The following is a 16,621-nucleotide window of genomic DNA, read 5'->3' on the forward strand; positions in this document are numbered from 1 at the left end:
TTTTTCCGTGTGGGTGACCTCCGACATGCCGGGGGCGACCGGGAGCAGCAGGCCACCTGGTGCCAATTGGCCCGGGGGGTGAAGGCGTGGCTGGTGGAGACTGGACGTCCGACGCCGCAACCGAGGAGTTCCGATGCAGGTAGCCGTGGTGACCTTCGACGGATTCAACGAGCTCGACAGTTTCATCGCCTCCGCACTGATCAACCGCTGCCGCAAGGACGGCCTGGAGGCCTTCATCACCACACCGACACCTGTGGTCACCTCGATGAACGGCGTCGAGGTGAGCGGACAGCGCCCGATGGAGTTCATTCCCGAGGCCGACGTCGTCCTGATCGGGAGCGGGGTGAAGACGCGTGACGTGATCGCCGATGACCGGCTGCTCGCCATGCTGCCCCTGGACCCCGCGCGTCAGCTGATCGGTTCGCAGTGCTCCGGCGCACTGGTGCTCGCGCGGCTCGGGCTGCTGGGCGGCATGCCGGTCTGCGCGGACATGACGAGCCGCCCGTACGTCGAGGGCTTCGGCGTCACCGTGCTGGACGCGCCGTTCCACGCCGAGGGCAACATCGCATCGGCCGGTGGCTGCCTGGCTTCGCAGTACCTCGCCGCATGGGTGATGACCCGGATGCTCGGCGAGGAAGCCGCGCGCGGCTCCATCGGCTACGCGGCCCCGGTCGGAGAGCAGCAGGAGACCGTCGAGCGCGTGATGAGCGCCGTCAGGGCAGGCGAGCCCGCCCTGCGCTGACACCGGACACCCTGGTCTCTGCGAGGCGTTCAACTCCGCGCACTTGCCCACGGGGCGAAGCAGGAGAGCGCCGGGCGCCGCCTTCACCGTGGTGGCCGAATCCTGGGTCGTGGGACGGCGCTCGTACGGCGATGATGGCTCGATGGACAGACGGGTGGACACGCGACGGGCCTCGTACGCGGAACTGCCGGAGGCCCGCCCGGACAGCGGAGCGCGCGGGCAGGCGTACGCCGTGTCGGCCGAGTTCTACGATCTGTTGCACGCCCGGTCGTACCACCGGCACGCGCTGGCGCTGGCCGGGCCGGCCGCCGCGGCGCGCGTGGGCATCGTCGAGGTCGGAGCGGGGACCGGGCTGGTCACCGACGTACTGATCGGCGCTTCGTGCGTGCCGGTCCATGCCGTCGAGCCGGCGGCGGCGATGCGGGCCGTCCTGCTGTCCCGGCTGCACCCGCCTGCCGGGGGATCCGTCGGTGACCGGGTGACCGTGCACTCCTGTTCCGCCGTCGAGCTGTCGCTCAGCGGGCAGGCGGATCTGGCGGTCTGCCTGCGGATGGCCTCCTGTCTGCCGCCCGACGAGCGGCGCGCGCTGTGGCGGACACTGGCCGATCTGCTGGTACCGGGCGGCCTGCTCTTCCTCGACCGCCCGCCGGCCCGGCTGCCCGCCCGTCCGACCAGGCGTTCCCTGGGCGAGGTACAGCTGGGCCTGGACACCTACCGGGGGCAGGTCACCGCCCGCGCCGAGGGCGACCGGATCCGCTGCGACTACGCCTACCTGGTGTGCCGTCAGGGCCGGGTCCTGCGCCGGGCGCAGGAGTCGTTCCTGCTCTGGCCGCTGACCCGGCAGGCGCTCGGCGCGGAGCTCGCGGACGCGGGCCTCGCTCTCGAGGGCGAGCTGCCGCCGGACCTGCTCCGCGTACGGCGCGGGATCGGAACGGGCCTCCCGCATCCTGCGCCCTGACCACGCGGGGCGAATCCCGGCTCAGATCGCCGGGCCGGCGGCGGTGGTGAGGGCCCGGATGGCGGTCTGCTGGGAGTAGGCGAGCAGGCCGATCGTTGCTGCAGCCATGGCGACGGCGAAGAGTACGTGGCCGAAGGCCGAGTTTACGGTCATGCCCACGGCGTTCAAGGCGAAATGGCTGCCGATGCGGAGGGCGATGAGGGCGAAGGCGAGCTTGCGGGTTTCCTTGCCGCGCCACAGCGCCTTGGCGAGTTTGATCCGCCTGCGCATCATCGTCAGCGAGACGGTGATGTTCACGGCCAGCAGGATCAGCAGCACCGGCCATGCCGAGGGGAAGGCCTTGAGTATGTCGAAGGCGGCCGCGAGGACGCCTTCGAAGCCGAAGAACCAGACCGGAAGCCGGTAGTCGGCGGGTGCCAGTGCTGTGGTGTCGATCGCTTCGGCCGGTGCGGACTTTTTCTTCAGGATGTTCACTTCGCTGCCCCCGTGGTCGGTGTGGTGATCATCAGTTTGTCCGGGGGAGAGCCTCGGGGGCAGGGCTCCGGGTCACGTCTGCGATATGACAGGTGTCATGTGCCGGCCAGGGCTTGGGGGCCGGCATGCGGATGCCGGAGGGGCTGTGGGCCTCTCCGGCGTCTGCTGTGTGGGGTGGTGTGGGGGTGGTGGTCACTTGCCGAGCTTGGCCTTGAGGTCCTTCTTGACCTGGTTCTTGATGGTCTGCTTGTTGACCTGGCCACCCTTGCCGGTGCCGTCGCCGCCTACGGCGGTGGCGTCGCCGGTGTTGATGGCGTCGGCGCTGGCGTTGCCGCCGGTGGCGTTGCCGGTGGTGATGACGCACTTGCCCTTGCAGCTGCCGACTCCGGTGCTGGCGTTGCCGCCGGTGGCGGTTCCGCCGACGGTGGTGTTCTCGGCGTTGGCGTCGCCGCCGGTGCCGATGCCGTCGGCGCTGTCCTGGGGGAGGGTGATGGCCTGCGGGGCGGTGGTGGGTGCGGCCATGGCGGTGGCGGGGAGCGCTATGCCGCCGCCGAGGAGGGCGAGGGAGGCTCCGGCGAGGACGATGCGGCGGGTCGGGAAACGCTCGAACATGGCAATTCTCCATTCGGCAACGAATAAGGTTTTGTGTATCGCCCTGCGGATTTGGCCGGGGGGTTTGGTTGGCCTTTTGTTTCTCCCGGGGTTTCCCCGGTGGGGGCGTACTTCCAATAAACCGTGTGGGGGCGTGTGCGTCACGCCACTCGAATACGTGGCTTGACGCCGGGTGCCGATCTTGGTAAAAGTCCCCCCGATGCAGGAAGGGGCCGCCCCTGCTCGCGGCATCGAACCTATGTTCAATGGGTACGCGGTCCGCGGGTGCCACACCCGCCCTAGTGCGGTGGTTGGGCTGTTCCGGTGAGTTCCAGGCGGCCTCGCCCGTGTTCCGGGCGGGGCCGGTCCGCCGGTCACCTGCCGTCCCTTCTGATGTGGTGAGGCTGTCGCAGACGTACGCACCCGTATTCGAGGAGGCACGGGCAGGAATGACGGACCCCGCGCGCATCGACGTCCACCAGCATCTGATCCCGCCGGACCGCAGTCGTGGCATGGCCGAGCGCGCCGCGGCACTCGGCTGGCCCGCGCCCGCATGGGACAAGCCGAGCGCGATCGCCATGATGGACCGCAGGTCGATCGCCACCGGCGTCTTGTCGTACCCCGCACCGCTCTCCGTCCCCGACGACCTCGCCGGGGCTCGCGCCGGGGCCAGGCGCGTGAACGAGTACACCGCCGAGGTGGTCAAGGACCGCCCCGACCGTTTCGGCCACTTCGCCGCCCTGCCCCTGCCCGACGTGGACGGCGCGCTCGCCGAGGTCGCCCACGCCCTGGACGAGCTGCACGCAGACGGTGTGATGGTGCTGTCCAACGCCGGCGGCCGTTACCTCGGCGACCCGGAGTTCGATCCGCTGTGGGCGGAGCTGGACGCGCGCGCCGCCGTCGTCCTCGTCCACCCCACCGCGCCGCCCGGCGCGATGGTCCCGGGCCTGCCCGGCCCCCTGGTGGACTTCCCGTACGACACCGCCCGCACCGCCCTGCACATGGCCGTGAACGGTGTTCCGCGCCGGTATCCCGGGATCAAGATGATCCTGCCCCACGCGGGCGGCTTCCTGCCCTACGCCGCCCACCGCTTCGCAGTGGCCGCCCGCCTCCACCCCGACACCACCCCCGAGGGCCTGCTGGACGACCTGCGGCGCTTCTACTTCGACACCGCCATCTCGGCCGGCCCTGCATCGCTGCCCTCACTGACCGCCTTCGCCGCGCCCGGACACGTTCTGTACGGCAGCGACTTCCCCATGCTCCCCGAGGAGTGGGCCACCGGGTTCGACGCGGGGCTGGACACGTACCCCCACTGGGAGGACGGACAACTGCACGCGATCAACCGCGGCAACGCCGAACTCCTCATCCCCCGGCTTGCTCGCGCCTGAGACCACCGGGCGCCCGGATCGGGGCATGCAAAGGTGCAGCCGGTCGGGACTCCTGGGCCGGTGGGTCACAGGTAGCCGCCCATGGACGTGCGACGGCCGTCGGCGCGGTCACCGAACAACTCATCGCGCGCAACCTCGCGGAGCTGCGCCGCGGCCGCACCACCGTGGTGATCACCAGCAGCCCGGCCCTCCTGGACGCCGCCGACTACTGCCTGGCGGTGGCCCGCTGACCCGCCCCAGCGGGTGCGTACGCCGGCGGGCTGCTCTAGCGTCGAACGAGGAGGGGAAGCCCTGCCGAGCCGGTCCGGTGCGGGGCCCGGGCCATACGCGGCATGTCGGCCGTGTCCGTTCGGCGCCGTTCCCACGCGGGTCCGGCACATGCAGATCCCGGGCCGCGCGACGATCCCGGAGAGCAGGTGCGTCCCATGCGCACGTCAACCCGTCTCGCAGGTGTCCTGACCGGCCTGACCCTCGTATTCGGTGGCGCGGCCTTCACGGCCCCCGCCGCCCACGCGGACGTCTCGGCCTGTATCAACCAGGTCGAGCGGGAGCTGCAGGGTGGCGAGGTCCCGGCCTCCATCCGGGCGGCGTGTACGGCCGGGTCGACCGACGACCACGACCATTGCGTGACCGGCCTGACGAAGGCCGGCGTGACCAACGGGACCGCGGTGTCCGCCTGCAGCGCAGCCCCCTAGGTCGTGTCGTCAAAGTCGCTCCCCCAGCTACCGCTGGGAGGTGCCCCCAGGCTGGCGGAGCCTGGCACGCACGCTCGCCACGTTGTCGTCGGTCACCGACGTCCCCCAGCTACCGCTGGGAGGTGCCCCCACCGCGTCGATTCCCTCCTCCGCCTTGCGATCGCACGCACCAGACCCCGCCAGCCCCGCCCTCCGGGCGGCCGACGCCACTTTGACGACACTCCCTAGCGGGCGCAGGCTCTAGAGGAGCGCGCGGGCGACGTCCCTGAGGAGGGCGTGCCGCCAGCCGGCCCGGTCGTGGCGCGACGCCGAGCGTGACACCCGTACGGTCGCTCCGGCCTGTTGGGCCAGGGCATCGACCAGTTCGCAGTGGGGCAGCATCCGCGTGTCGTGTTCCCCACGTCGAAGGCGACCCGCAGACCGGACAGGTCCGGGCGCTCCCGCAGGCGTGCGGCGATGGCGCCGCCGACCGGGCCGCCCATGGGGTCCGCGAGCTCCAGGGCGCCGGAGGTCCACCAGAACGACCCCGACTGGCAGGCGACCAGGGACACCAGGTCCGGGAACTCCAGCGCCGCGTACACCGCGCTCAGCCCGCCGAGGCTCTGCCCGGCGACCACCGGCCGATTTCGGTCCGCGGGTAGGCCGGTATCCGCCACCAGCGGCAGCAGTTCGTCCCGGACGGCTCCCTGGAGCTGCTCGCCGCCGACGTCCCGCACGAGAACGGATTCCTCGCCGAGGGTGCGATGGGCGCCGCCCGCGCACTGCGGCTGCCGTACTACCAGGAGGAGCCGGCCGAGGCGATCGGGCGCGCCGCCCGGACATGCCTGGCCGAGGGCGTCACCGCCTGCGCCGAGGCGGGCATCGGCGGCACCCTCTTCGGTCACAGCCCGGTCGAGCTGGGCGCTTACCAACTCGCCCGGGACAAGGGGCTGCTGCCGCTGCGCGTGCAGCTCATGGTCTCGGCGGACCGGCTGCGTCCGGTCGCCGCACACGACGCCGACGGCATCCCCAAGGCCCTCGACCTGGGCCTGCGCACCGGCTTTGGCGACGACTGGCTCTCCGTGGGCGCGCTCAAGATCTACACCGACGGCGGCATGATGGCCCGTACCGCAGCGCTGAGCGCCGCGTACGAAGGACTCGACCGCACCGGCCAGTTGCAGGGCGACCCGGGGTGCTCGCGCAGTCGATGGCCCTGGAACGGGCGGAGCGGGCGCCGTGGCCGTACCGGGGCAGGGGATTTCTCGACCACGGCATCACCCTGGTGGCAGCTCCGACCGGCCGGTGGCGGACGGCTCCCCGCTGCGGGCCATCCAGTTCATGGCCGAACGCGCCTCCGAGTCCGGGCGGCTGATCGGCCCGGACGAGGGCATCACCGTCGGCGAGGGCCTGCACGCCTGCACCGGCGCCGGTGCCTACGCCTGCCACTGGGAGGACAGCGCGGGCACCCTTACCCCGGGCAAACGCGCCGACCTGGTCGTCCTCGGGGACGACCCGCGGCGCGTCGAGGTCTCGCGCATCGGCGCGATCGAGGTGGTGGCGACGTACGTCGACGGTCGCGAGACCGGCAAGCCGACGGTGTAGGCGGGTAGTCGGACCCGTCGGGAGGGACCTGCGGACACCCGTCAGGTGTCGGTCGGCTCCTCGGGCTGCGGGTGCGTGGGCGGTGCCGGAGGTGTGGACGGTGCCGCGGGCGCGGGGCCGGTGGCCGGCGCCGTGGAGGCGAGCTCGGCGAGGATCGCATCGGCGAGACCCTCGCGGCGGATCCGCTGGTCGACGTACAGCACCCCGCTCACGAGCTGGGTAAACCCGATCTGGAACATCTGGCTGACCGCGCCGCCGAGGAGCATGGCGATGAAGGCCACCACCATGGCGGTGATCATGCCGGACGTCGGGCCGCTCCCCTCGGTCTGGTCCGCCGCGGCGGGAATCACCGCGAACATGCCGATGAGGTTGAACGGCAACTGGATCAGGTAGGAGATCGCACCCGCAATCAGCCCGGCGAGCATGGTGATGCCGAAGATCCGCCACCACTCGCCCCGGACCAGCTTGGCCGAGCGGCGCAGCGCGGTGACCGGGCCGACGCCCTCCATGACCAGGGCGGCCGGGGCCATGGCGAGCCGGGTGCTGAGCCACACGGTCACGGGGACGGCGACCAGCAGGAACAGCGGCAGGAGGGCGACCATCGCCGGGGAGATCTCCCCGGAGGCCGCGGAGAACATCAGCGGCAGCCACACCGCCATGACGGCCAACATCGGAGAACCGGCGATCAGCACGGTGAGCAGCATCGTGCCGGCCGCCGCGGGTGTGCGCCGCAGGGCGGCGCGCCACATCGCACGGAAGGTGGTGGGGCGGCCCATCACCGCCTCCTTGAGGACCGCCGGACAGAGCGCGGTGAGGACCGCCATGCCCAGCCCGCCCGTCACCAGAAGCAGCACGAACAGCGCGCTGCCGGCGACGACCAACGGCACGACGTGCTCGGCCGTGGGCTCCGTCCCGAAAGGCGGATCGAAGACGGGCTCGATGTGCCGGTACACCACGGCGACGGCGGCGCCCACCTCGAGGGCCATGACCGGCAGCACGACGGCCTGCACGGCCAGCATGACGCCGACCAGCTGCTTCCAGTGGCGGCGGATGGTCGAGAACGATCCGCCGAGTATCTCCCCGAGAGCCAGCGGCCGCAGGGGGATCACGCCAGGCTGCGGCGCCGGCGCCGGCGCCGGCGCCCAGCCGCCCCACTGCGGGGTGCCACCCCAGCCGCCTCCGTGGCCGCCCCACCCTGTGTTCTGTGTCATGTACAAGCTCCATAGATCGTCCCCCGAATGGAGCCACAACGTATCCCACCTCGTCAGAGGCCTGGCAGCCGCTTCCCCAGCACATGTCCCGGGCCGTGGACGCCCCTTCGGGTCCGCCTCGCGGGGTGAGGGGTGACCGGCCGAACGGTCCCGCACGGCTGGGGTGCTGCGCTAGCCTCGTGGCAGTACCTATACCGGGAGGCCCCGATGCGGATCGTCTTCGACCAGGCGGAACAGGACGCGCTGCGCGCGGACGCACGTGAGCTGGTGGCCGACGATCCGCAGATCGCGTACGTGCTCGAGCGATTGGCCGGCGAGGGCATCGACATGGAGCGCGTCGTCCCGTGGGAAGACCTGCGAGAGAACCTCGGTCAGCCCCCGCTGGACGACAACTCCTCCATCCCGAACGTCGCATGATGAGCAAGCACGGCCCTCGCCGCGCCCGCGTCGTCTTCTACGACGTAGCGCAGGAGCAGATCGAGAGGATGTCGGAGAGCGAGCGGACGCGGCTCGACCCGGTGCTCGTCGCCGTCTCCCGGAACCCGGAACTCGGAGTGGCGTCAAAGCACGGGTCCGTCCGTGAACACCGGCAGGACGGCGTCCGCGTCCTGTACGTCCCGACGGCGCTGGGCACACTGATCCTCGTCGCGTACGTCGAGGCCTGAGCGACCCGGCCCTGCCGGCCCAGGTGACCGGTGGGTAGGCGTGCTCATCGTCGGTCGGTCGCGGGAGCCTTCGAACAGACCTCCCCGAGCTGCCGGAACAGGCGGTTGTCCAGGCATTCGGTGAGGTAGGGGACGCCGCTGGTGTAACCCGACCCGTGAGCGTCCCCGAGCATGCGCATGGCGAGCCTGCGATGGGTGGACTTCCAGCGCTGGTGCCTGCTTTCCAGCCGGCCGAGCGCCGCGTCGAGAACGGTCCATTCCGCCTGACTGAATCCGCCCTCGCGCCGGATGTCGAGATAGGCCCGAGTGAGACTGTCATGGCTGGCATCGTCAGCCTCGGCGCGCACGGCCGGCACATTCGTGAAGGCAGCCGACCGCAAGCGCGCGGCGGTCGGCGGGCCGCACGCTATCTCGAAGCGCTTGTACTGTTCGGACTGGATGGCGCTGGCGCCCTGGGTGAACTGCCGGAATGCCAAGAATTGCTCCGCCCGCATCGTGGCGACGATCCGGAAGAGCGCCGAGGCGCGCTCGAACATCGCAGTCGCGTGATCCACTCGCTGCACGGCAGCTTCGAGGCGCCCGTCACGCAATGACCTGACGGCTGCCTGCGCGTCCGTCGAGATCGTGGTGAAGACCATTTCGTGGGTCTGAAGGGCTCGGATGAAGAAATATTCGTCGTGCGCCACGTACACAGGCTGGACGGATACGTCGAACCAGCGGCCCGCGTCCGTCGCCGGTGGCCGCGGCAGGTGGGGGAGAAGGTCTTCCATCCGCGATTCGGGCGTCCAGGCAGGTCGCGACGGCAGGTCATCGGAGTCCGTCGCGCCGAGGTGATCGCCCACGAACCGCAGAGCGTGGCGCAGCCGCTTCCGCAGCGTCGCCGGATCCGGTCGCCCCCGGCCCGGCTCCTCGGGCGACGCGCCGACTGCTTCGATCTCGAACCGTATGACGTCGGAGATGAGGAGCGTGGCCAGCCGGTCAGGCCTCAGCGCGGAGTGCCGTTCGTCCAACAGGAGCTCGAGGAGCGGCAGCGCGAGATAACTTCGGTTCCAGAAGCGGCCTTCGTGCTTGTCGAGCATGCAGTGGAGAAATGCATCGAGAAACGGCCGGCCCGAACTGTTCCGGCTGCGAACATCAGTCATCTGGACAAGAGTCCTCTTCGGCAGGAAATGCTTTCCTCTGCGCCGCGCCTGTTCCGTTACGGCCCGCGCCAGGGAGATCCCGTCGAGTTCAGCCGTCAGGCCGTCTCCGGTCGCCCAGCGGTTGACCTCGCGGAAGGCGGCGACGCGTGAAGAACACGTCCCGCGAGCCGGAAACTCGGGATTTTTCTCGGTATCTGATCCGAGGCATCCGCCTTGGGATATCGCCCGAATGCACCGCGTTCGGCAGTCAGAAGTCATGTGACTCATCTCTTCCTTGGATCACGGCCGCCGTGAGTGGCGGGGAACCGTTCTCTGTCCGGTGGTGAGCCTCACGCTTCCCGGGTGGGGCCCCGGGTCCCACTAGGCATGATCGAAGGGCCCTACGTCTTCGCTCGAATATTCGTGGCTTGACAAGGCGCAGGAGGGCCCCGGTGCCCAGCCCGGGGGATCGACTTGATAGGTAGGAAATTTCCTACCTATAGTGGTGTGCATGAACATCACCCACACCCGTTTCGCGACCGTGCCCGTCTCCGACCAGGAGCGGGCCAGGGCCTTCTACGTCGGCATCCTCGGATTCGAGGTCGTTTCCGACCGCGCGGTGGGCCCCGTCCGGTGGCTCCAGGTCGCCCCGAAGGGCGCCCAGACCGGTTTCGTCCTGGCGACCGCCGAGATGGGCTTCACTCCGGGGAATCTGGCCGCGACCCTGCTGGAGAGCACCGACCTGGATGCCGACTGCGCCGAACTCGCCCAGGCCGGCGTCGAGGTCGGCGGTCCGGTGGACTACCCGTGGGGCCGCCAGGCCACGTTCGCCGACCCGGACGGCAACACCTGGGTCCTGGCCGCACCCGTACCGGAAGGGTTCTGAGCCGTGGCGGGCGGGGGCGGCACGGCCGAGATGGCGCAAGGGGCGGAGAGCCGGGTGTTCGCGGCCCTCGCCAGTCCGATACGCCGCGAGGTCCTCAGACTGCTGCGCGAACAGGGCCCGCAGCCGGTCGCCGAGCTGGCCGCGCACTTCGACATGGCGCGCCCGAGCTTCTCCGAGCAGCTGCGGGTCCTACGCGAGAGCGGGCTGGTCGCCGAGACGAAGGCGGGCCGCCAGCGCATCTACCGCCTCCAGGCGGCGCCGCTGCTGGAGGTCCAGGAGTGGCTGCACCCCTACGAGCGGTTCTGGCGCGAGAAGCTCAGCGCCCTGGGCGGTCTCCTGGACGAGATGCCGGACGAGCCGTCCCCACCCGGTCCCGTGCCCCGTACGACCGTCGCGCCCGCCCCGCCCCCCACACCCGACGGAAACGAGAACGCTCCATGACCGGACGCGAGGACCTGACCGCGGTCCACGTCGATCAATTCCTGCCTCACCCGCCCGCGAAGGTGTGGCGGGCCCTGACGGAACCGGAGCTGCTGGCCCGCTGGTTCATGCCGGGTGACTTCCGCTTGGAGGTCGGCCACCGCTACACCATGCAGGCGATCCCGATGCCGGCCACCGGCTTCTCCGGGACCATCGCCGCCGAGGTGCTGGCCTTCGAGCCGGGCCGGATGCTCCGTATCGGCTGGCGGGACGCCGACCCCGACCAGGGCGCCGACGTCGACTGGACCATCACCTGGACCCTGCACCCAGAGGGCCGCGGCACCCGCCTCCTCCTCGACCACGAGGGCTTCGACCCCGACCACCCCCTCCAGCAGCGCGCCCGCACCCTGATGGGCAACGGCTGGCGCGGCGGCATCATGCGCTCCCTGGCCGCCTTGCTCGACCGCCTCGACCGCCTCGACCGCCTCGACCGCCTCGACGACCCCGACCGGCCCGCCGACGCCGGCACCGCCGGCTAGAGCCGCCGCTCCACGCAGCCACGAAGGGCCCGCAACCCCGGACGGGATTGCGGGCCGTTCCACGTTTCCGTGTGGCTCCCTCAGTCGTCGTGCGGCGCCGGGAGGGTCTTCTTGGACTGGGTCGTCGTGACGCTTTGCTTGACCACCTTGCCGTGGTGCTTGGTGGTCTTGGTGACCGTCGTGGTCGTGATGACCCTGACCCTGCCGTCGGGCAGCGTGCGACTGAAGGTCTTCGTTTCGGTGACCGTCGTCGTGTTACCGGCATGGTGCGTCTGGTGGTCGGGTGCCGTCTGCACGGCTGCGACCTGCGGCGCAGCCGGTGCGGCGAAGGCGCTGGAGGGCAGCAGCGCGCCGCCTGCGGCGAGGGCGGTGGAGGCGCCGAGGAGGGCGAGACGCGTGGTCAGGGTCGTACGGATCATGATGTGCTCCTTGTGGTGCGAGAGGGCCTCGGGGGCGAGGCCCCCGGGGGAGAGCCCCTGGCGGGCTCCGTGTCTCCATTGGGCCCCAGGCACGCACGACGGGTCATGCCCCTGATACTCGGGGCTTGACCCACGTCGACGGGTGTGGTGCGGGGCGCAGCCCGCGCGGGCTGCGCCCCGCAGGAGCGGGCCCCGTGGATCCGCCGGCCCGCGCCGCCGGTCCGGATGCGCGCAGTCACCGCACGGTCAGTGTCCGGCCGACCCCAGGCGACGCGGAACACCGTCCCCCGCCCGGTGACGCATCGTGTCCAGCTACAGCCCGCCCCCATGGGCCTGGACGAGCGCAGAGGCGATGGCCGGCCCGAGGCCCGTCCCACCGCCCGCCTGTCGGCTGCGGGAGGCGTCCACCCGGTAGAACCGTTCGAAGACCCGGGCCGCCTGCTCGGGCGTGAGACCCGGCCCGCAGGCGGCCACCTCGATCACCTCGTGGCCGCCTGCGCTGCCCACCCCGATACGTACCTGGGATCCGCGGGCGTGTGCGTGACGGCGTTGCCGACGAGGTTCGCGACCAGCTGACGCAGTCGAGCCTCGTCACCGTTCACCGGTGCGGGGCCCGGCAGGCCGACGCCGCCCGGACCGGTCAAGGTCACCTCGCGCGTCGGGTCCAGCGCCCGGGTGTCGTGCAGGGCGTCGACGAAGGCGCCCATCCGGTACAGCTCGGCGAAACCCCGGATCGGCAGCGGCGCGACCACCACGCCGTCCGGGTCCTGGAACCCGGTGCCGCCCTTGGCGGACAGCACCCCGACCACGGTGAACGGCGTGCCGCCGAGCACCATCTTCCGGCCGACCGGGTCGGCGGCAGTCGTCGAGCCGATGACGGCGACCTTCCGGGATGCCAGTACGTCCTCGCTGCTGAAGCAGTCGCCCTTGGCCACCTTGCTGTTGGAGGCCTTGAAGTACGCCGGGCACGTGCCGACGACCTGGCCGACCGTGTGCGAGGTGCCCTCGTGGAGTGCGGTCTGCGAGGTGGTGACCTCGGGCGCCACCGACTCGATGCGCGGGGCCGCTGAAGGGTCGGCGAGCACCCGCGCGTCCTCGACGGTCAGCGGCTTCGTGCCGTTGGCGGAGCCGGATCGCGAGCCGCCGAACCCGCTGCCGGAGGCGACGTTCAGGGCGTTGGTACCGAGCTTCTCACCTCCGACCCGCAGTCGGCTCAGGCCTTCCAGACCTGCAAGGCGCTGCTGCCGCAACGAGGTCAGAACACCCTCAAGCCGGGCGTGAGCCCGTCCGCCTGACGGGCCTGGCATGCGAGGGGAGAGCGAGGGGCGCAGGATGGACGTGTCCGGAGCCGCGGAGCCGGAGAGGGGCGTGGTTGTGATGCCGCGCAACGTCACAACGTTCAGCAGCGGCGAGCGGCAACTCGTTCAGGCCGTGGCCACTGGCGCGCTGGCCGCCTGCATGCTGTTGCCGGCCAGTGATTTCGCGTCGGCCGCGATGCAGGCCCACGCCGCCACGACGACGGTCGCGGGCCGGGTCGCAGCAGCCTCCCCGGCCGCTCGGACTCCGTATGACCGGACCGCCACCCGGACGCTCGACGACATCGTGAGCGGCAACGTCGCCGGGGCCACAGCCCACTTCGATGCGACGCTGCGCAAGGTACTGACCCCGGACGCCCTCGCGGGGGCCTGGAAGACCTACCAGGCCACGTTCGGGCGCTACCGATCACACGGGGATCCCGAGGACGTCGCAGCCGGCGAGTTCACCGTGGTCAGTGTGCCGCTGCGGATGGAACGCGAGGCCGGGGAGTTCCGCGTGTCCTTCCACGAGGACGGAAGCGTCGCTGGTCTGTGGTTGCTCGAGCCGGGTGTGCCGATCTCGCTGACCGTCCGACAGCCCTGAGCCCCCCGTCGGATCCGCCGGTCAGAACGCGAAGACGGCATTCCCGTTGAAGGTCGCGGACATGGTGCACGCGTTGGAGAACGTGTGCTTCCAGGAGATGCGGCTGCCCTTCCAGACGCCGTCCGCGCTGACGGTGACGGGGTCGTAGTGCATCGGGCAGGCGCGGTTCGCGTCCGGGGCGGTCAGGAGCGTGTCGAGGCTGCCGGCGGTGGCGGCGAGGGCCGAACAGGCGGCCTGGGGGTCGGGGTGCGTGCCCTGGGCGGTCGGTGCGCAGCTGAGGACGGACGCCCGCACGACGGTGGCCGCGTCCTCGCCCTTGGCGACGGCGAGGACCACGGCGGACGGGGCGTACAGGCTCGCGGGCTGTGCCTCGGCGATGCCGGTGGCGCCGGTCAGGGAGAGAAGGGCGGCGGCGGAGACGGCAGCGATGCGGTAGCGCACGACAGTACTCACTTTCAATTCAAAGGGTGGATGCAGCATTTGGCTGCGGTGTGTCGACTTGACGCTGCCGAGTCTCTCTGGTGCGAAGGCTGAGTGCACATCGATGACCGATTTACGGACACCCTGTTCGAATGCAGGCGACCGAATGGTCGTTCTGGCTGCTCAGGTGGGGCGTGTGCCCTTCGCAACCGCGCGCGGACGGAGGGTGACACCGGGCGTGGCGTGCCGATCGCAGGCCGTTGACCTGCCGTCGGCCGCGCGCGGTTCATCGAACGGCCATCCAGGCTGACCGGATACTGCCGTTCCGCATCCGTCGGCCCAAGGCCGGTCACCGGTTGCGGCACCGGGGGGTGGGCTTCGATAGTGGGAGAGCCGTTCATGGAGCCCAGGAGGACGGAACCGTCCTCGGGCCGGCCACCCTGTGTTCTGACCTCCCTGTGTTCTGACCTCCCTCACACCCTCATGAGAGGGGCACTCCCATGCGCAAGCACACCCGCGCGCGTCGGCTTCTGACGGTGCCGACCGTTCTTCTCGCCGGGAGCCTCGTCCTGTTGCCCGATGCCGCGGTCGCGCAGGCAACCGCGCCCGCCTCCCCTGCGCGGACATCGGGAACGTTCCAGCTCGTGAACGCGCAGACCGGCAAGTGCGCGACCATAGCGGGCGGCGTCTCCGCCGCCAACAACCTCCAACTGGTCCAGTTCACCTGCGACACGCACCCCTCGCGCCGCTGGCGCATCACCAACCGGGACAGCTCCGGCTCCGTCCAGCTCGTGAACGCGCAGACGGGCAAGTGTGCGACCGTCGCGGGCGGCGTCTCCCGTGAGAACAACCTCCAACTGGTCCAGTTCACGTGCGACACGCACCCGTCGCGCCGCTGGTTCCTGCGGACCGGAGTGCCCATCGACTGAGCAGGCCGGTTGGTGCCCGGCCCCTGCGGCCGGGCCACCACACGGCCGCAGCTCGACCGGCAGCCACCGGCCGGGCTGATGCGCGGCGCGCCGGGTTGCGTCGTGGTTCAGCGACACAAGGCCGTGTCCACCAGACTCTCGACACGCTTCGTGGTTGTGTAGTCGGGCGGGATGATGGTTACCGCGACGCTGGCGGCGCGGCCGTCGTCGGTGGCTCCGCCCCGGGTCTCGTATCCGTTGATGTCGCCGCCGTGGCCCCAGTAGACACCGCCACAGGACAGCGGCCTGCTCATGAGCCCCAGTCCATAGGCGGCGCCGGTGTCCCCGATGGGGACGGTGGTGCGCATCTGGGCGAGCTGGGCTTCCGGGAGGAGGCGGCCGGCCAGCAGCGCGGTGAAGAACCGGTTGAGGTCGGAATTCGTGGAGATCAACTGGCCCGCCGCCCAGCCCACGGAAGGGTCTATCTCCGTGACGTCGCGCAGGGGCGCGTCTGCTGAATCCTTCTGGTAGCCCCGGGGATGGGGCTCTCGGATGGCCATGTCACCAGGGGCGGGGAAATAGGTGTGGCGCAGCCCGATGCGCCGGATGACGCGCTTGTCCATCTCCTCGGCGAGGGGGCGGCCTGTGACCTTCTGGATGATCAGGCCGGCCAGCACGTAGTTCGTGTTGCTGTACCCCCAGCTCGTCCCGGGGGCGAAGTCGGCCTTGCGCTGGAAGGCGATGTCCAGGAGGTCGCGGGGTTCAAGGTAGCGGTGCTGGCGGATGTCGTCGTCGACGAGGGCTTCGTAGTCGGGAAGTCCACTGGTGTGCTGCAGGAGCTGACGGACGGTTATGTGGCGTCCGTCGAACCCTTCCCCGCGTACGAGGCCCGGCAGATAGCTGTCGACCGTTGCGTCCAGGCCGATCTTCCCTTCACCGACCAGTTGCAGCACGACCACCGCGGTGAACACCTTGGTGTTGCTGCCGATCCTCACCTGCCCGTCGTCAGACACCTTCGACCCGGTGGCCAGGTCACCCACCCCCGCGATGTAGCTACGGGTACGGCCCTCACGGTCCTTGACGCTCGCCAGCGCGGCGGGCAGGCCGTCGGCGCGCACCAGGGCGTTCAGGCCCTGCTGGACGGTGTCCGGCCGGGCGGCGGCGAACGCCGCGGGCGGCGCCAAGGCGCCCAGCGTCATGACACCTACAGCCACAGCGGCCGCGGCCGACAGGGCTCCGCGCCGGCCGCCCTGCTGCCGCGTGGAAGAACGAAACATCTGCGCTACCTGCTCAGGCATGAGTCAACTCCTATGGAATCGTGGAACCGTTGGGAATCCGGCGCTACAGCTGCTGTTGGACGCACTGCCTGTATTGCCTGAGGCTGTCGGGCTGGTAGCACTCCTGTGTCTTGTTGGCGTACCAGACCACGAAGACGGCGATGAGGACGGACACCGCGATCGCGATGGCCGACGTCACCACGCCGGTGACGGCTCGGCCCCGGCCTGTGCCGGTCCGCTTGGCCGTCCTCAGGGCGACGATGCCCAGGATCAGGCCGATGACGCCGAGCGGGCCTCCGATGAAGACGACCGACGTGCTCAAGCCGACAGCGCCCAGCACCGCGGCCGCCCCGGCCAGTCCGTTGGTCGACACCGTGTGATGTGGCGACATGTCTGTCCCTTGCGTGTTCATCAGCCGTCCTTCGGT

Annotated in this window: 21 protein-coding genes and 2 pseudogenes; 12 read left to right on the forward strand and 11 right to left on the reverse strand. The window is 70.6% G+C overall.

From position 1 onward, the window contains the following. Positions 1-133: 133 nt before the first annotated feature. Positions 134-742 (forward strand): AraC family transcriptional regulator, encoded by a 609-nt coding sequence (locus tag OHT74_RS36195; RefSeq protein WP_328622581.1) that lies wholly within the window; start codon positions 134-136, stop codon positions 740-742. Positions 743-884: 142 nt separating this feature from the next. Next, a complete protein-coding gene (locus OHT74_RS36200; RefSeq protein WP_266670745.1) occupies positions 885-1,700 on the forward strand; it encodes a class I SAM-dependent methyltransferase in 816 nt (271 codons plus the stop codon). Between the two features lie 21 nt (positions 1,701-1,721). Here OHT74_RS36200 and OHT74_RS36205 read toward each other — a convergent pair whose 3' ends face one another. Both OHT74_RS36205 and OHT74_RS36210 read right to left on the reverse strand, forming a co-directional pair. Beyond that, entirely contained in the window at positions 1,722-2,174 is a 453-nt protein-coding gene (locus OHT74_RS36205; protein WP_328622582.1) for a hypothetical protein, read from the reverse strand. A 192-nt stretch (positions 2,175-2,366) separates the two neighbouring features. Next, positions 2,367-2,786, reverse strand: coding sequence for a hypothetical protein (locus OHT74_RS36210; protein WP_266670749.1), 420 nt, complete (start codon positions 2,784-2,786; stop codon positions 2,367-2,369). A gap of 428 nt (positions 2,787-3,214) precedes the next feature. Here OHT74_RS36210 and OHT74_RS36215 point away from each other — a divergent pair, with 428 nt between their 5' ends. Together OHT74_RS36215 and OHT74_RS36220 are read left to right on the forward strand one after the other, a co-directional pair. Then, on the forward strand, positions 3,215-4,153 hold the full coding sequence (locus tag OHT74_RS36215; RefSeq protein WP_328622583.1) for an amidohydrolase family protein: 939 nt from the start codon (positions 3,215-3,217) through the stop codon (positions 4,151-4,153). 425 nt (positions 4,154-4,578) lie between these two features. After that, positions 4,579-4,848: a hypothetical protein gene (locus OHT74_RS36220; RefSeq protein WP_266670753.1), complete on the forward strand. Its 270-nt coding sequence runs from the start codon at positions 4,579-4,581 to the stop codon at positions 4,846-4,848. Positions 4,849-5,088: 240 nt separating this feature from the next. Here the strand turns inward: OHT74_RS36220 and OHT74_RS36225 are convergent. After that, a pseudogene (locus OHT74_RS36225) lies at positions 5,089-5,543 on the reverse strand (alpha/beta hydrolase); the annotation flags it as partial. Here OHT74_RS36225 and OHT74_RS36230 point away from each other — a divergent pair. Beyond that, positions 5,535-6,429, forward strand: a pseudogene (locus OHT74_RS36230) (amidohydrolase family protein); the annotation flags it as partial. The pseudogenes OHT74_RS36225 and OHT74_RS36230 overlap by 9 nt on opposite strands. 41 nt (positions 6,430-6,470) lie before the next feature. Here the strand turns inward: OHT74_RS36230 and OHT74_RS36235 are convergent. Continuing rightward, positions 6,471-7,640 carry a hypothetical protein gene (locus tag OHT74_RS36235; RefSeq protein ID WP_328622584.1) on the reverse strand — a complete coding sequence of 390 codons (1,170 nt, stop codon included), beginning with the start codon at positions 7,638-7,640 and terminating at the stop codon, positions 6,471-6,473. Between the two features lie 207 nt (positions 7,641-7,847). Between OHT74_RS36235 and OHT74_RS36240 the strand changes: the two genes are divergently transcribed. Then, complete coding sequence (locus OHT74_RS36240; protein WP_266670757.1) at positions 7,848-8,057, forward strand: hypothetical protein; 210 nt, start codon at positions 7,848-7,850, stop codon at positions 8,055-8,057. Next, positions 8,054-8,305 (forward strand): hypothetical protein, encoded by a 252-nt coding sequence (locus OHT74_RS36245; protein ID WP_328622585.1) that lies wholly within the window; start codon positions 8,054-8,056, stop codon positions 8,303-8,305. Before OHT74_RS36240 ends, OHT74_RS36245 begins: the two co-directional genes overlap by 4 nt. A gap of 44 nt (positions 8,306-8,349) precedes the next feature. Here OHT74_RS36245 and OHT74_RS36250 read toward each other — a convergent pair whose 3' ends face one another. Continuing rightward, the gene (locus OHT74_RS36250) at positions 8,350-9,447 is read right to left on the reverse strand and encodes a tryptophan 2,3-dioxygenase family protein (protein ID WP_328622586.1); all 1,098 of its coding nucleotides are present in this window, start codon (positions 9,445-9,447) and stop codon (positions 8,350-8,352) included. A gap of 490 nt (positions 9,448-9,937) precedes the next feature. On the opposite strand from OHT74_RS36250, the gene OHT74_RS36255 reads away from it, so the two are divergent. Genes OHT74_RS36255 through OHT74_RS36265 form a run of 3 tightly spaced genes read left to right on the forward strand, consistent with a single transcriptional unit; the run spans position 9,938 to position 11,271 of the window. Next, positions 9,938-10,312 (forward strand): VOC family protein, encoded by a 375-nt coding sequence (locus tag OHT74_RS36255; protein WP_266670762.1) that lies wholly within the window; start codon positions 9,938-9,940, stop codon positions 10,310-10,312. Between the two features lie 3 nt (positions 10,313-10,315). Beyond that, positions 10,316-10,753 (forward strand): ArsR/SmtB family transcription factor, encoded by a 438-nt coding sequence (locus OHT74_RS36260; protein WP_328622587.1) that lies wholly within the window; start codon positions 10,316-10,318, stop codon positions 10,751-10,753. Beyond that, the gene (locus OHT74_RS36265; protein WP_328622588.1) at positions 10,750-11,271 is read left to right on the forward strand and encodes an SRPBCC family protein; all 522 of its coding nucleotides are present in this window, start codon (positions 10,750-10,752) and stop codon (positions 11,269-11,271) included. Before OHT74_RS36260 ends, OHT74_RS36265 begins: the two co-directional genes overlap by 4 nt. Before the next feature lie 80 nt (positions 11,272-11,351). Here the strand turns inward: OHT74_RS36265 and OHT74_RS36270 are convergent, their stop codons facing one another. The 3 genes from OHT74_RS36270 to OHT74_RS42235 all read right to left on the reverse strand — a co-directional run bounded on the left by OHT74_RS36270 (position 11,352) and on the right by OHT74_RS42235 (position 12,940). Continuing rightward, on the reverse strand, positions 11,352-11,690 hold the full coding sequence (locus OHT74_RS36270) for a hypothetical protein (protein ID WP_266670768.1): 339 nt from the start codon (positions 11,688-11,690) through the stop codon (positions 11,352-11,354). 312 nt (positions 11,691-12,002) lie between these two features. After that, complete coding sequence (locus OHT74_RS42230) at positions 12,003-12,197, reverse strand: ATP-binding protein (protein ID WP_443047628.1); 195 nt, start codon at positions 12,195-12,197, stop codon at positions 12,003-12,005. Further along, positions 12,170-12,940: an ABC transporter permease gene (locus tag OHT74_RS42235; protein WP_443047629.1), complete on the reverse strand. Its 771-nt coding sequence runs from the start codon at positions 12,938-12,940 to the stop codon at positions 12,170-12,172. Before OHT74_RS42235 ends, OHT74_RS42230 begins: the two co-directional genes overlap by 28 nt. A gap of 82 nt (positions 12,941-13,022) precedes the next feature. Here OHT74_RS42235 and OHT74_RS36285 point away from each other — a divergent pair, with 82 nt between their 5' ends. Beyond that, a complete protein-coding gene (locus OHT74_RS36285; protein ID WP_328622589.1) occupies positions 13,023-13,589 on the forward strand; it encodes a DUF3887 domain-containing protein in 567 nt (188 codons plus the stop codon). 21 nt (positions 13,590-13,610) lie between these two features. On the opposite strand, the gene OHT74_RS36290 is transcribed toward OHT74_RS36285, so the two are convergent. After that, positions 13,611-14,042, reverse strand: coding sequence for an SSI family serine proteinase inhibitor (locus tag OHT74_RS36290; protein ID WP_328622590.1), 432 nt, complete (start codon positions 14,040-14,042; stop codon positions 13,611-13,613). 467 nt (positions 14,043-14,509) lie between these two features. Here OHT74_RS36290 and OHT74_RS36295 point away from each other — a divergent pair, with 467 nt between their 5' ends. After that, positions 14,510-14,938 carry an RICIN domain-containing protein gene (locus tag OHT74_RS36295; RefSeq protein WP_328622591.1) on the forward strand — a complete coding sequence of 143 codons (429 nt, stop codon included), beginning with the start codon at positions 14,510-14,512 and terminating at the stop codon, positions 14,936-14,938. Between the two features lie 107 nt (positions 14,939-15,045). Here OHT74_RS36295 and OHT74_RS36300 read toward each other — a convergent pair whose 3' ends face one another. Further along, positions 15,046-16,215, reverse strand: coding sequence for a serine hydrolase domain-containing protein (locus OHT74_RS36300; protein WP_328622592.1), 1,170 nt, complete (start codon positions 16,213-16,215; stop codon positions 15,046-15,048). 43 nt (positions 16,216-16,258) lie between these two features. Next, a complete protein-coding gene (locus tag OHT74_RS36305) occupies positions 16,259-16,585 on the reverse strand; it encodes a DUF4190 domain-containing protein (protein ID WP_328622593.1) in 327 nt (108 codons plus the stop codon). Positions 16,586-16,621 lie beyond the last annotated feature (36 nt).

It is taken from the genome of Streptomyces sp. NBC_00354 (genome assembly GCF_036106915.1).
Classification (GTDB): domain Bacteria; phylum Actinomycetota; class Actinomycetes; order Streptomycetales; family Streptomycetaceae; genus Streptomyces.

Coding starts and splice junctions, on each gene's coding strand:
- OHT74_RS36245 (WP_328622585.1), top strand. CDS start 8,054: ATGATGAGCAAGCACGGCCCTCGCCGCGCCCGCGTCGTCTTCTACGAC.
- OHT74_RS36210 (WP_266670749.1), bottom strand. CDS start 2,786: ATGTTCGAGCGTTTCCCGACCCGCCGCATCGTCCTCGCCGGAGCCTCC.
- OHT74_RS36270 (WP_266670768.1), bottom strand. CDS start 11,690: ATGATCCGTACGACCCTGACCACGCGTCTCGCCCTCCTCGGCGCCTCC.
- OHT74_RS36240 (WP_266670757.1), top strand. CDS start 7,848: ATGCGGATCGTCTTCGACCAGGCGGAACAGGACGCGCTGCGCGCGGAC.
- OHT74_RS36285 (WP_328622589.1), top strand. CDS start 13,023: ATGGACGTGTCCGGAGCCGCGGAGCCGGAGAGGGGCGTGGTTGTGATG.
- OHT74_RS36300 (WP_328622592.1), bottom strand. CDS start 16,215: ATGCCTGAGCAGGTAGCGCAGATGTTTCGTTCTTCCACGCGGCAGCAG.
- OHT74_RS36250 (WP_328622586.1), bottom strand. CDS start 9,447: ATGACTGATGTTCGCAGCCGGAACAGTTCGGGCCGGCCGTTTCTCGAT.
- OHT74_RS36200 (WP_266670745.1), top strand. CDS start 885: ATGGACAGACGGGTGGACACGCGACGGGCCTCGTACGCGGAACTGCCG.
- OHT74_RS36220 (WP_266670753.1), top strand. CDS start 4,579: ATGCGCACGTCAACCCGTCTCGCAGGTGTCCTGACCGGCCTGACCCTC.
- OHT74_RS36215 (WP_328622583.1), top strand. CDS start 3,215: ATGACGGACCCCGCGCGCATCGACGTCCACCAGCATCTGATCCCGCCG.
- OHT74_RS36255 (WP_266670762.1), top strand. CDS start 9,938: ATGAACATCACCCACACCCGTTTCGCGACCGTGCCCGTCTCCGACCAG.
- OHT74_RS36265 (WP_328622588.1), top strand. CDS start 10,750: ATGACCGGACGCGAGGACCTGACCGCGGTCCACGTCGATCAATTCCTG.
- OHT74_RS36195 (WP_328622581.1), top strand. CDS start 134: ATGCAGGTAGCCGTGGTGACCTTCGACGGATTCAACGAGCTCGACAGT.
- OHT74_RS36235 (WP_328622584.1), bottom strand. CDS start 7,640: ATGACACAGAACACAGGGTGGGGCGGCCACGGAGGCGGCTGGGGTGGC.
- OHT74_RS36295 (WP_328622591.1), top strand. CDS start 14,510: ATGCGCAAGCACACCCGCGCGCGTCGGCTTCTGACGGTGCCGACCGTT.
- OHT74_RS36305 (WP_328622593.1), bottom strand. CDS start 16,585: ATGTCGCCACATCACACGGTGTCGACCAACGGACTGGCCGGGGCGGCC.